Origin of the sequence: Nocardioides sp. CCNWLW239 (assembly GCF_037137035.1) — a bacterium.
Lineage (GTDB): Bacteria > Actinomycetota > Actinomycetes > Propionibacteriales > Nocardioidaceae > Nocardioides.
In genome coordinates this window covers 1,054,365-1,067,126 of record NZ_JBBBNW010000002.1, presented here as the reverse complement: position 1 = coordinate 1,067,126, position 12,762 = coordinate 1,054,365, and the positions used below count along the sequence as shown (strand labels likewise).

The window sequence follows — 12,762 nt, the reverse complement described above, 5'->3', positions numbered from 1 at the left end:
CGAGCTGGTGTTGGACCAGGTCGCTGTCGGCGACGATGGCGGGATCGAGCGGATTGGCCCCGTTCGGTCTCCGCGAGGTGCTCCACGACTCCCCGAGCATCCGTGGGGCCACCCTGAGCCACCTCGCCGCTGACGCCGTAGGCTCCGACCCCGACCTGGCCGACTGGGTCCGATCCACACCTTCCCCCACCCAGGAGCACGACATCAACGACACGATCGGCGACATCGTCGTCCGACCCCTCTCGAGCCAGGACGAGCTCGACCTGTTCCTCCGGCTCTCCTACGTGCTCGACGACGAGGTGGCTGATGACCTGGCCGAGGGGCGGCGTCGCCCCGAGTGGATGTGGGTCGCGACCAGTGGCGACCGCCTGCTCGCCCGCGCCTCGTGGTGGGGTCGACCGGGCGCGGCGGCACCGGACGTCCTGGACTTCTTCGACCTCGATGACACCCTGGACACGGACGCTGCCATCGCGATCGGGACCCGACTCCTGCGGACCGCGCTGGCCGCCGTCGTGCCGGCCGGTTCGACGCCACCGGAGTACGGGCGATACCTCCCGCCCGACTGGCGGGACGACCCGGCCGCGCGCCGCGTCGTCGAGTCGCGCATGTCCGTCCTCGAAGGGCTCGGGGCGACCCCGCTCGTCGAACGTCTCCGTCTCGAGTGGCGGGCCGGTTCCCCGGTTCCGGTCCCGAGCGAGCGCCTGCGATTCCGGCCGGTGAGCGACCGGGAGGAGCTCCTGGCCCTGATGGAGCCGGTCCTGCAGGGGACCCTCGACGCGCACAGCCGGGCCGACCTCGAGACATCGTCGCCTGCCGACGTTGCCGCCAAGCACTTCGAGGGCGAGTTCGCCGACTTCTCCAGCCCACGGGAGTGGTGGCAGGTGGGTGAGCTCGAGGATGGCGAGCCGGTCGGCTTCGTCATCCCCGCGCGGAACAGCTATCACGCGATCATCGCCTACGTCGGGGTCCTGCCGGCGCATCGGGGCCAGGGCTATATCGACGACCTGCTGAGCAGAGGCACACGCATCCTCGCCGACCAGGACGTCCCGAGGATCCGGGCCTCCACGGATCTCGGCAACGTCCCGATGGCGCAGGCCTTCGACCGTGCCGGCTACGTCAACTTTCAGCGGGCGATCAACATGACGTGGGCATAGCCCCTCGTGGTGGCGCAGGGGCGGCGTACGCAGCGCAGGCTGTTGCGCAACGGGATCCCGTCCTGATCCTGCGGCCCCGCGGTCGGTCGCGCCGGGACGTCAGGTGGTGCGACCACCGTGTCGCAGGACGTCCGACGGCGCCGTCCCGTACCTGCGCCGATGGGCGGCCGCGAACCGGCTCGGGGACGAGAATCCCCAGGCCGCCGCGACGTCCGCGACGCTCAGGGTCGGGTTCGTCTGCAGGTCGGTGTGGGCCCGCTGGACCCTGATGTCGAGGAGATACTGCGAGGGCGTGCTGCCCACCCACTGCTGGAACCCCTCCTGCAGGCGGCGGACGCTCGTCCCGGCCAGCGCTGCCATGTCTGCCGCGGTCCAGGCTCGCGCCGGGTCGTCGTGGAGGGCCTCCACCACGCGGCGCACCGTCCGCGGCTGAGCCGCTGTCGGGACGCCGCCGTCGGGGCAGCAGATCTCCAGCAGGCCGGCGGCGACTGCCCCGGCGAGCTGGCGCTGGACCAGGTCGCTGTCGGCGAAGATGGCGGGGTCGTGCAGGTTGGCGGCCAGGCTGGTGATCAGGTGACGCCATGCCCGCCCGCGACCCTCCTCCAACGACAGCTGCTCCGGGAGGACGGCCCGGGCGGTGGTGCGGTCGGTGCCGAGGATCCGTTCGGTCTCGACCTCGAGCCAGGCGCTGTCGAACTTCACGCCGAGCACCGTGCAGGTCGCGTCCCAGTGGCTGATCAGCGAGGGGGTGTCGGCCCAGAAGACGGTGCCCTGGCCGACCACCGAGGTGAGGTCGCCGAACCGGCCGCGGCTCTCCAGGTGGCCGGTGATCGGCATGTTCACCTCATAGGCACCCGGGTAGTCGCACTCGATCGCGACGTCCGCGCCCCAGCCGACGTGGCCGATCAGGACCGGACCGAGGTCGAGCGTACGCAGCGTGAGCCGCGGCTCGTTCGCACCGCCGACGGGGCGCAGCTCGTGCGGGAAGTAGGCCTGTGCCACGACGCGCGAGGCCTGCCCCCAGTCCCTGGGAGCGCCTCGCATGCGACCGGACATGCCGCCGAGCGTACCTGAGACGGAGGTCACAATCCGCCGCGTTCTCGGTGCCGAGACCGCGCGATCGGTGTCGCCGAGGAGTCGTCCCGGACCTACGTTCGAGGCCGGTTCCGACACCTCCGATCCCTCCCGAGGAGAACTCATGACGACCACGCAGCAGCCCGACCAGCAGGACCTCTCCTGGCTCGACGACGTCACCATGACCGAGCTCGAGAGAAACCCCTACCCGACCTACGAGCGTCTGCGCCGCGAGGCCCCGCTCGCCTACGTCCCGGTTCTCGGCTCCTACGTCGCCTCCACCGCGGAGGTCTGTCGCGAGGTCGCCACCAGCCCCGACTTCGAGGCCGTGATCACCCCCGCCGGCGGGCGCACCTTCGGCCACCCCGCGATCATCGGCGTCAACGGCGACATCCACACCGACCTGCGGGGCATGGTCGAGCCGCAGCTGCAGCCGGCCGAGGTCGACAGCTGGGTGGACGACCTGGTCCGCCCGATCGCCCGCAGGTACGTCGAGGCGTTCGAGGACCGCGGCCACGCCGAGCTCGTCTCGGAGTTCTGCGAACCGGTCTCGGTGCGCTCCCTCGGCGACCTGCTCGGGCTGCACTCGGTCTCCTCGGACAAGCTCCGCGAGTGGTTCCACAAGCTCAACGTCTCCTTCACCAACGCCGGGGTGGACGAGAACGGCGAGTTCACCAACCCCGACGGCTTCAAGCCCGGCGACGAGGCGCGCGCCGAGATCCGCGAGGTCGTCGACCCGCTCATCGACAAGTGGATCGAGCACCCGGAGAACACCGCCATCTCCCACTGGATCCACGATGGGATGCCTCCCGGCAAGACGCGGGAGCGCGACTACATCTACCCCACCATCTACGTCTACCTGCTCGGCGCGATGCAGGAGCCGGGCCACGGCATGGCCTCCACGCTGGTCGGCCTCTTCAGCCGTCCCGAGCAGCTGGAGGAGGTCGTCGACGACCCCTCGCTGCTCCCCCGGGCCATCTCGGAGGGGATGCGCTGGACCTCGCCGATCTGGTCGGCGACCGCCCGGATCAGCACCAGGCCGGTCACGATCGCCGGCGTCGACCTGCCCGCCGGCACGCCGGTGATCCTCTCCTACGGCTCCGCGAACCACGACACCGGGAAGTACGACGCACCCACGGCGTACGACCTGCACCGGCCGCCGCTCCCGCACCTCGCCTTCGGCGCCGGCAACCACGCCTGCGCGGGCATCTACTACGCCAATCAGGTCATGCGGATCGGGCTCGAGGAGCTCTTCGAGGCGATCCCCAACCTCGAGCGCGACACCGGCGAGGGCGTGGAGTTCTGGGGCTGGGGGTTCCGCGGCCCGACGAGCCTGCACGGCACCTGGGAGGTGTGAACCGTGGTCACCGCGATCAGCGTCTCCGGCCGCCGCGTCGAGTGCGCCGAGGACCAGTCGATGCTCGAGGCCTTCCTCCGGGCCGGGATCTGGATGCCGAACTCCTGCAACCAGGGCACCTGCGGCACCTGCAAGCTGCAGGTCGTCTGCGGCGAGGTGGATCACGGCGGCTCGCCGCTCGACACGTTGACCGCGGAGGAGCGGGAGGCGGGCCTGGCCCTCGCCTGCCAGGCCCGTCCGCTCGCCGAGACCGAGGTCGCCCTGCGCGGCGAGGAGATGGGACGTACGACCCATGCGCTGCGCGACCTCACCGCCACGATCGTCGAGGTCGAGGACATCGCCCGGGACACCCGGCGGATCCTGCTCGGCCTGGAGGAGCCGCTCGCGTTCTCGGCGGGACAGTACGTCGAGCTGCTGGTCCCCGGCACCTCCGAGCGGCGCCAGTACTCGCTGGCCAACACCGCCGAGGAGGACAAGGTCCTCGAGCTCCACGTACGCCGCATCCCCGGCGGGGTGGCCAGCGAGTGGCTCTTCGGGGCGGCGGCGGTCGGTGACCGGGTGGACGTGCGCGGCCCGCTCGGTGACTTCCATGTCCCCGAAGCGGACGAGGACGACGGTGGGCCGATGGTGCTCATCGGCGGTGGCACCGGCCTGGCGCCCCTGCTCGGCATCGCTCGCACGGCGCTGGAGCGGCACCCGGACCGCACGATGGTGCTCTACCACGGAGTACGCACCGCCGCGGACATCTACGACACCGACCGGCTCGCGGAGCTGGCCGCGACGTATCGCGGCTTCAGCGTCGTCACGGTGCTCTCCCGGGAGTCGCTGCGCGGCCACCGCAGCGGCTACGCCCCGGATGCCTTCGTCGAGGACGTCGCCAGCGCCCGGGGCTGGTCCGGCTGGCTGTGCGGGTCCCCGGCGCTGGTCGAGGCCGGGGTCAAGGCGTTCAAGCGGCGCCGGATGGCACCTCGGCTCATCCACCGGGAGAAGTTCGAGCCGGCCGACGGCCGCGGGTCCGGCTGACCCGGGGAAACGTCTCAGGCCGAGATCGACCCTTGCCGAGATATATCACGAACCCCCAGGATGGAGCACGAGCGACCGGACGAATCCGGTGCCTCGAGAGGAGAGATATGCAGCAGGTCAAGGCCGTCATCGCCCGCGCCAAGGGCGCGCCCGTCGAGCTCGTCACGATCAACGTACCCGCCCCGGGTCCGGGCGAGGCGGTGGTCAAGATCCAGTCGTGCGGGGTGTGCCACACCGACCTGCACTACCGCGAGGGCGGGATCAACGACGAGTTCCCGTTCCTGCTGGGTCACGAGGCCGCCGGAGTGGTCGAGGCGGTCGGTCCGGACGTGACCGAGGTGGCGCCGGGCGACTTCGTGGTGCTCAACTGGCGCGCGGTCTGCGGCACCTGCCGGGCCTGCAAGCGCGGTGAGCCGCAGTATTGCTTCGCGACTTTCAACGCCACCCAGAAGATGACCCTCGAGGACGGCACCGAGCTCTCGCCCGCCCTGGGGATCGGAGCGTTCGCGGAGAAGACGCTGGTCGCGGCGGGCCAGTGCACGAAGGTCGACCCGGAGGCGCGGCCCGCAGCGGTCGGCCTGCTCGGCTGCGGCGTGATGGCGGGCATCGGTGCCGCCATCAACACCGGCGGCGCGACCCGTGGCCGATCGGTGGCGGTCATCGGGTGCGGTGGCGTCGGGGTGGCCGCGATCGCCGGTGCGGCCCTGGCCGGATCGAGCCCGGTCATCGCCGTCGACATCGACGCCAAGAAGCTCGAGCAGGCCGCTGCTCTCGGCGCCACCCACACGGTGGACTCCTCGACGACCGATCCCGTCGAGGAGATCCGGCGCATCTGCGGCGAGACGTACGTGGGTGCCGACGGTGCCGACATCGTCGTCGAGGCGGTCGGGCGCCCGGAGACCTGGAAGCAGGCCTTCTACGCCCGCGACCTCGCCGGCACGGTCGTGCTCGTCGGTGTGCCCACGCCCGACATGACGGTGCCCGAGATCCCGCTGATCGATGTCTTCGGCCGTGGCGGCGCGCTGAAGTCCAGCTGGTACGGCGACTGTCTGCCCAGCCGCGACTTCCCCATGCTCGTCGATCTCTACCGCCAGGGACGGCTCGACCTGGACGCCTTCGTGACCGAGGAGATCGGGATCGAGGACGTCGAGGCCGCCTTCGAGAAGATGCACGGTGGTGGCGTGCTGCGCTCGGTGGTGGTCCTGTGACCGGCGTACGCGTCGACCACGCCGTCACGAGCGGCACGTTCAGCCTCGACGGCGAGACCCATCAGGTCGACAACAACCTGTGGGTGGTCGGCGACGACGAGGAGTGCCTGGTCATCGACGCACCGCACTCGGTCGAGGACATCCTGGCGGTGGTGGACGGCCGCCGCGTCAAGGCGATCGTCTGCACGCATGCCCACGACGACCACGTACGTGTGGCGCCGGCGTTGCGCGAGGCCGTCCGGGCCCCGATCCTGCTCCATCCCGACGACCGGCCGCTGTGGGAGCTCACCCACCCCGACGAGCTGTGGGACGCCGACCTCTCCGACGGGCAGGTCATCGAGATCGGCGACACCGCGGTGACCGTCCTGCACACGCCGGGTCACGCACCGGGAGCGGTCTGTCTCTCGGTGCCGTCGCTGGGGTGCGTCTTCACCGGCGACACCCTGTTCCAGGGAGGTCCCGGGGCCACCGGGCGCTCGTTCAGCGACCGGCCGACCATCGAGGCGTCCATCCGGGCCAAGCTGTTCACGCTTCCCGGAGAGACGGTCGTCCACACCGGGCACGGTGACGACACCACGATCGCTGCCGAGGCTGCCGGCCTGAGCTGATCGGAGGCTGGTCAGCGACCGGTCAACGGTTGGCCGCGGCGAGCTCTGCGCGCATCCAGGCACACCACTCCAGTGCCGTACGCCGTGATCTGATCCCGCCTTCGAGCGTGATCCGCGTGGCGAACAGGGGGTTCGCGGGATCGCGGGCGCCCGGCTGGCCGGCCACCTCGGCCAGCTCCTCGAGGTAGCGGTCGAGGACGCTCTGGTGGGTGTCCTCGAGCCTGCCGATGAGATCGTCGGCGGCTTCGGGGTCCACGGTCCAGATCGACCACAGCCGGAGGACCTCGAGGTCCCGGACCGGCTGTGGCTCGAGCTCGCCGACGACCCAGGCGGCCAGCGCGGCCCGGCCGGTCTCGGTGATCCGGTAGCGCTTCGTCGGCCGCGGGCCGGCGCCGTCGATGACCTCGTGCTCGACCATTCCGGCGGCGTCGAGACGGTTCAGCTCCGGGTAGATCTGCGAGTGGCGCGCGGTCCAGAAGTAGCCGATCGGCCGCCGCATCCGCTGGGCGACCTCGTAGCCCGTGCTCTCCCGTCGAGCGAGCAGGCCGAGGATCGCGAAGCCGAGGTTGGAAATCGCTGCGGCTGGATCGGTCATATGTCAATATTGACATATGCGGCGGATGAGGGAGGTAGTGGCCGGCGCGGCGGTGGTGGGCATGCTGGTGACCGGGTGCGGCGCGGAGGGCCGTGCCGGGGATCCGGAGGAAGCCACCCCGTCGGGGCCGGTCCTGCCCACGGACGGTCCCTACATCGAGGGCGAGCTCGGCGGATGCTTCCTGCCGGAGACCGACGTCGCGGTCGAACCGATCCAGGTGTCCGGGCCGCAGCTCGAGCTGCCGGCGATCCGGTTCTCCCCGCCCGGTGACCAGGACCCCTCGGCCGTGCTGGTGATGCTCCACCAGACCGACGGCGACCGTTGCGGCTGGGGAGACTTCGCGACGCTCGCGGCCCTCGGCGGGGTGGCCGGTCTCTCGTTCGACCAGTGCGGCTACGGCTCCGCGGAGTGCGGGATCAAGGATCTCGACGACCCGGTGCCCCAGGTGCAGGCCGCCCTGAGCGAGGTCGAGAAGCAGTGGCCGGACGCGCCCGTCGTGCTGGTCGGTGCCTCGATGGGAGGCAGCCAGGCCGTGCGTGCGGTGGCCGGCGGAGTCGCCGTCGACGGCTGGGTCGACCTGTCCGGGCCGTCGACGTGGGCAGGCGTCGACCTGGCCACGGTTGCCGACTCCATCACGACTCCGGGCCTGATCGCCCTCGCCGCGGACACCGACGGTGCCGACGAGGCCGACGCCGCCCGCGCGCTGGCGCAGGCGACGTCGTCGGAGTTCGTGCCCGCCGAGGGCGGCCACGGCTGGGACCTGGTCGTCGAGGAGGGCCGGCTCACGCCGCTCGGTCAGCAGATCGTCACGTACGCGACGCGATGACCCCTGACTCTCCGGAGCCGGCGGTCACGGGGAGGATCCGGGCGGTGAAGCTGCTGCCTGCCAGGGCGTCGAGCAGGTGGGCGCCGGATACGTCCCCGGTGACGGTGATCTGGCCGGTGTCGCGGTCGGCGGTGAGGGTGGCGACACCGGGCAGGTCCCGGAGCCGGGCGGTGGCCTCACGGACGCAGCGAGGGCAGCGCATGCCCTCGACGTACAGCTGGATGGTCTGCATGGTGGTCTCCTTGTGCGTTCGTGGCCCCGGACGGGTCCGGGGCCACGACGAGTGGGCTGCTACCGACCGGCGGGCACCGACTCGGCCGGGGTCTCGGCGCGAGCCGACTTCCAGCCGATCCCGGTGATCACCGCGCCGGCGAGAGCGATCCCGGCGGCGCCGAGGAACCCGGCCGAGAAGCCGTCGGTCATGGCGGCCAGGTCACCGACCTGGTCGGATCCGTACGCGGCGGCGACGACGGTCATTGCCGCCAGCCCGAGCGCGGAGCCGACCTGGTAGCTGGTGTTGACGATCCCGGCCGCGAGGCCACCCTCCTCGGGGGCGGCCGCACCGAGCGCGGTGCTCAGCGAGGGGATGAAGGCCAGCGCCATGCCTGCTGCGGTGACCAGCGTCGCCGGCAGCACGTCGACGGCGAAGCTGCCGTCGGCGTCGATCCGGGAGAGCCAGACCAGGCCGAGACCGAGGACGATCAGGCCGCCGACGGTCATCGCCTTCGGTCCGAACGCCGCGGTCAGCCGCGGGGCGACGGCCACCATGCCGAGCATGATCGTCACCGTCATGGGCAGCAGGGCCGCGCCGGACTCGAAGGCGCCGAGCCCGAGGACCTGCTGGAGGTAGAGGTTGATGAAGAAGAACATCGGGATCCAGGCGGCGCCGAGCAGCAGCTGCGCGATGTTCGCGGCGGCCAGGTTCGGCGCCTTGAAGATGCCCAGGCGCATGAGCGGCGCCGACGAGCCGGCCTGCAGGGCGACGAACGCGATGAGGAGGGCGATGCCGATGCCGCCGGCGACGAGCGTGCTGGCCGATCCCCAGCCGACCTCGGGGACGCGTACGACCGCGAACACCACCGCGGCCAGACCCAAGGTGACGGTCAGCGCGCCGAGCACGTCGATGCGACCTCGCTGTGCGGCCCCTGCCGGCATCGTGCCCGGCGTCAGGGCGAGGACGACGAGGGCGATCGGGATGTTGATGAAGAAGACCCACGGCCAGGACAGGTACTCGGTGAGCACGCCGCCGAGGAACACGCCGGCCGTGCCGCCGGCAGGGGCGGCCGCACCGTAGAGCGCGAGCGCCTTGGTGAGCTCCTTCGGGTTGGCCCCGAAGTTCATGAACAGCAGCGTCAGCGCCGAGGGTGCGATGAGCGCCGATCCGGCGCCCTGGACGGCGCGACCGGCGATCTCGACGGCGACGCCGTCGGCCAGTCCGGCGACCAGCGAGCCGACACCGAGGACCAGCCAGCCGATGGCGAAGATCCGGCGGGCGCCGAGCAGGTCGGAGAGCCGCCCGCCGAGCAGGAGGAGGCCACCGAAGGCCACCACGTACGCGTTGAACACCCAGCTGAGGTCCTGCGGGGCGAAGCCGAGATCGCGTTGTATCTCGGGGAGCGCGACGCCGATGATGGAGGTGTCCATGATGACCATGAACTGGGCGGCGGCGATGAGGCCGAGCGCGAGCCAGCGGCGGCTGTTGGCACCCGCCGCCGGGGATGCTGTCGAAGACATGGTTCTCTCTTTTCGTCAGGGCGGCCGTTCGACCGCGTGAGGAGAACCTGTCCCGCGCTACTGTCCCTGGTCTGTCCGGGCGCCGTCCGCCCTGGAGTCATCGAGCCGGGTCAGCGCTTCGTTCGCCTGGTCGGCGAGGGCGATCTCCCCGGTGGCGAGGCCGAGGGTGCGGGCCTCCTGGTAGCGCTCCGTGGCTGCCTCCACCTCGGCGAGCTGCTCGTGGCAGCGGGCCAGCGCCAGCGTCGCCTTCGCTGTCATCGCGGGCGTCTCCAGGGTCTCGAAGCCCTGGATCGCCGTGGTCAACAGGTCGATGGCCGTCGACCAGTCGTGGCGGCGCTCGGCGAGCCGACCACGTCCGTACGCCGCCAGGACGGAACCGGCGCGGTCGCCGACGTGGCGTGAGGCCAGCTCCGCGCGGCGGAACGCGTCCTCGGCCGACTCGATGTCCCCCAGACCCAGGTGGGTGATCCCGAGGTCGGCGAGGGCCCACTGCACGGTGTTGTGGATGCCGGCGGAGGCGGCGACGTCGATCGCCTGCTCGAGGGTGCGGGCCGACTCCCGCAGTCGTCCGAAGTGCCGCAGGCCGTAGCCGAGGTGGTAGAGGACCGCGCTCTGTCCCCAGGGGTCGTCGAGGTGACGGAACTCGGCGGCGGTGGCCCGCCCCAGCCGCATCGCTGTCGGCTCGTCCCGGGCCTTGAGGGCGGTCTCGAGCCGGACGAACCCGACGACGGCGAGCCCCCAGCGGTCGCCGCGGTCGCGGAATGACCGCTCGGCGGTCTCCAGGAGCGCCGAGGCGTCGGGGTCCTGCCCGTTGACGCCCTCGACCGCGAGCAGCACCTGCGAGACCGCGGCCCCGTCGACGTCGCCGTTCTCGGTGAAGATCGCCAGGCTCTCGCGCGCCGCCTCGGCACAGCGGGGATGCGGATGGACGACGCAGGCCCGAGGGCGCGCGACCAGCGACACCGCCTGCAGAGCCGCCGCCCGGGCCGCGGGGGTCCCGCGGTCCTGCTCGAGAAGGTGGCGCAGGATCCGGCGTCCCTCGAGATGGCGGCCCTGGTGCCAGAAGAGGCCCAGGTGGCCGGCCAGCCGCAGGGCGGCGTCGATGTCGCCGCCGGGGCCTTCCAGCCAGGCGATCGCGGATCGTACGTTGGCCTGCTCGTCGACCAGGAGGTTCCGCGCCCGCGGGTCGCCCTGACCACGTAGCGCCTGCGCCGACCGCTCCGCGACCAGGACGTAGTGGTGCGCGTGCCGGGTGGCCAGCGCGTCGGTCCGGTCGGTGCGGGAGAGCCGGTCTGCGGCGTACTCGCGCAGCGTCTCGAGCATCCGGTAGCGGGTGACCGGGCCGCGCTCGGCGACGATGAGGGACTGCTCGACCAGCCGGCCCACGGCGTGGATCACCTGGCTGGGGTCGGTCTCGTCGTCGGCGAGGACCTGCTCGGCGGCGGTCAGGGTCCAGCCGCCGTGGAACACCGCGAGCCCCTCGAAGACGCGCTTCTCCAGGTCGTCGAGCAGGTCGTAGCTCCAGTCGACGGTCGCGCGGAGCGTACGCTGACGCTCCTCCGCCGTCCGTGGGCCCGAGGTGAGCAGCGTGAACCGCTGGTCGAGCCGGTCGGCGAGGTCGCTCGGAGACAGCGCGGACGCTCGCGCCGCGGCCAGCTCGAGCGCCAGCGGCATGCCGTCGAGCGCGCGGGCGATGCGACCGAGTGCCGCGTACGTCTCCGGGTCGCTTCCGGCGCTGGGCAGCGCTGTCGCGATCCTGCTGACCAGGAGCTGCACCGAGGCGGTCGCCGCGATCGTCTCGGCGTCGTCGTCCTCGAGCGGTGTCGGGAGCGGCCCGACGAGGGTCTGCACCTCGCTCGGCAGGGCGAGCGGCTCGCGGCTGGTGGCGATGACGGTGAGCTGCGGACAACGGGCCAGCAGCTCCTCGACCAGCGCCGCGACGGGGTCGATGAGGTGCTCGCAGTTGTCGACGACCAGGAGCAGGTGCTTGTCGGCCAGGAACTCGACCAGCCGGGTCTGGAGGTCGATCGCCGAGCCGTCCTGCGGCATCGCCACGGCTGCGGCGACCGCCGGCACGATGTGCTCGCGGCTGCGGATCGAGGCGAGCCGGACGAGGAAGGTGCCGTCCGGGAACCGGTCGGCGAGGCGCTGGGCGGCGTGCAGGCCGAGGGAGGTCTTCCCGGAGCCGCCGGGGCCGACGAGGGTGGTGAGCCTGGACGTGCCGACGCGCTCGCTCAGCGAGGCGAGCAGCTCGTCTCGTCCGACGAGCGGGGTGAGATCGGCGGGGAGGTTGGAGAGCTGCGCGGCGGACCGGGCGCGCCGAGGCGCCGTCGCCGTCGTGGACAGGGCGACCTCCCAGGAGGAGCCGAGCGACGGATCCTGCCGCAGCACCCGCTCGTGGAGCGACCGCAGCGAGGCCGACGGCTCGAGGCCGAGATCGGCGTCCAGCGTCTTCCGGGTGCGGGTGAAGACCTCGAGGGCATCGGCCTGCCGACCGGTGCGGTAGAGCGCGACCATCAGCAGACCGGCCATCGCCTCATGGGTCGGATCGGTGCGCAGCAGCGGCTCGAGGTCGGTGACGACCTCGGCGTGCCGCCCCAGCGACAGCGCGATCTGGGCGCGCTCGGCGTAGGCCGTCCGGCGGAGGTCCTCCAGCCGCACCGACTCGGGCACCGCCCACGACTCGGTGGCGAAGTCGGCCAGCGCGTCGCCGCGCCAGAGGCCGAGCGCCGTGTCGTAGGCGGCGAGATCCTCCTCGGTCGGGCTCCCGGACCCCGCGACCGAGGTGCGGGTCTCCCGGATCCGGCGCTCGAACGCCTCGGCGTCGATGCTCCGGGGATCGACCGCCGCCCGATAGCCACCGCCGTCGCGCTGCACCAGGTCGATCCCGACGGCCTTGAACACGCGGCGCAGCTTGGAGACCCGGAGCTGAAGGGCGTTGAGCGGGTCCGCCGGCAGCGAAGAGTCGGCCCACAGCCGGTCGATCAGCGCCGACGCCGGCACAATCCGCCCACGCGCCAGGAGCAGCACCGCGAGCAGCGCCCGTTCGGCCGAGCCGGGGATCTTGACGGGCTCATCGTCGACCGTCACCTCGAACGGGCCGAGCAGCCCGAACCGGAGGTCGCTCGAGGTCGGGGTCGGCAGCACAGCGAGATCGTAGCCAGACCTTCCTGGTCGCTGCCG

At 71.9% G+C, this 12,762-nt stretch carries 11 protein-coding genes; 6 read left to right on the top strand and 5 right to left on the bottom strand.

From position 1 onward, the window contains the following. Nucleotides 1–35 precede the first annotated feature (35 nt). Nucleotides 36–1,154 (top strand): GNAT family N-acetyltransferase, encoded by a 1,119-nt coding sequence (locus WBG06_RS10920; protein ID WP_336736657.1) that lies wholly within the window; start codon nucleotides 36–38, stop codon nucleotides 1,152–1,154. A gap of 99 nt (nucleotides 1,155–1,253) precedes the next feature. Here WBG06_RS10920 and WBG06_RS10915 read toward each other — a convergent pair whose 3' ends face one another. After that, nucleotides 1,254–2,210: a helix-turn-helix transcriptional regulator gene (locus WBG06_RS10915; RefSeq protein WP_336736655.1), complete on the bottom strand. Its 957-nt coding sequence runs from the start codon at nucleotides 2,208–2,210 to the stop codon at nucleotides 1,254–1,256. Nucleotides 2,211–2,352: 142 nt separating this feature from the next. Between WBG06_RS10915 and WBG06_RS10910 the strand changes: the two genes are divergently transcribed. From WBG06_RS10910 to WBG06_RS10895, 4 genes are all read left to right on the top strand, one after another. Continuing rightward, nucleotides 2,353–3,585 carry a cytochrome P450 gene (locus WBG06_RS10910; protein ID WP_336736654.1) on the top strand — a complete coding sequence of 411 codons (1,233 nt, stop codon included), beginning with the start codon at nucleotides 2,353–2,355 and terminating at the stop codon, nucleotides 3,583–3,585. Nucleotides 3,586–3,588: 3 nt separating this feature from the next. After that, on the top strand, nucleotides 3,589–4,608 hold the full coding sequence (locus tag WBG06_RS10905) for an FAD-binding oxidoreductase (protein WP_336736652.1): 1,020 nt from the start codon (nucleotides 3,589–3,591) through the stop codon (nucleotides 4,606–4,608). Nucleotides 4,609–4,715: 107 nt separating this feature from the next. Continuing rightward, entirely contained in the window at nucleotides 4,716–5,816 is a 1,101-nt protein-coding gene (locus WBG06_RS10900) for an S-(hydroxymethyl)mycothiol dehydrogenase (protein WP_336736651.1), read from the top strand. Next, the gene (locus WBG06_RS10895; protein WP_336736649.1) at nucleotides 5,813–6,424 is read left to right on the top strand and encodes an MBL fold metallo-hydrolase; all 612 of its coding nucleotides are present in this window, start codon (nucleotides 5,813–5,815) and stop codon (nucleotides 6,422–6,424) included. Before WBG06_RS10900 ends, WBG06_RS10895 begins: the two co-directional genes overlap by 4 nt. A 22-nt stretch (nucleotides 6,425–6,446) precedes the next feature. Here the strand turns inward: WBG06_RS10895 and WBG06_RS10890 are convergent, their stop codons facing one another. Beyond that, complete coding sequence (locus WBG06_RS10890; RefSeq protein ID WP_336736648.1) at nucleotides 6,447–7,019, bottom strand: PadR family transcriptional regulator; 573 nt, start codon at nucleotides 7,017–7,019, stop codon at nucleotides 6,447–6,449. A gap of 25 nt (nucleotides 7,020–7,044) precedes the next feature. Between WBG06_RS10890 and WBG06_RS10885 the strand changes: the two genes are divergently transcribed. Beyond that, on the top strand, nucleotides 7,045–7,845 hold the full coding sequence (locus WBG06_RS10885) for an alpha/beta hydrolase (protein WP_336736647.1): 801 nt from the start codon (nucleotides 7,045–7,047) through the stop codon (nucleotides 7,843–7,845). On the opposite strand, the gene WBG06_RS10880 is transcribed toward WBG06_RS10885, so the two are convergent. Genes WBG06_RS10880 through WBG06_RS10870 form a run of 3 tightly spaced genes read right to left on the bottom strand, consistent with a single transcriptional unit; the run spans nucleotide 7,826 to nucleotide 12,726 of the window. Continuing rightward, a complete protein-coding gene (locus tag WBG06_RS10880; RefSeq protein ID WP_336736645.1) occupies nucleotides 7,826–8,077 on the bottom strand; it encodes a heavy-metal-associated domain-containing protein in 252 nt (83 codons plus the stop codon). The two genes, WBG06_RS10885 and WBG06_RS10880, sit on opposite strands and share 20 nt — an antisense overlap. A 59-nt stretch (nucleotides 8,078–8,136) precedes the next feature. Continuing rightward, nucleotides 8,137–9,579 carry an MFS transporter gene (locus WBG06_RS10875; protein ID WP_336736643.1) on the bottom strand — a complete coding sequence of 481 codons (1,443 nt, stop codon included), beginning with the start codon at nucleotides 9,577–9,579 and terminating at the stop codon, nucleotides 8,137–8,139. 57 nt (nucleotides 9,580–9,636) lie between these two features. Further along, nucleotides 9,637–12,726: an ATP-binding protein gene (locus WBG06_RS10870; RefSeq protein WP_336736641.1), complete on the bottom strand. Its 3,090-nt coding sequence runs from the start codon at nucleotides 12,724–12,726 to the stop codon at nucleotides 9,637–9,639. Nucleotides 12,727–12,762 lie beyond the last annotated feature (36 nt).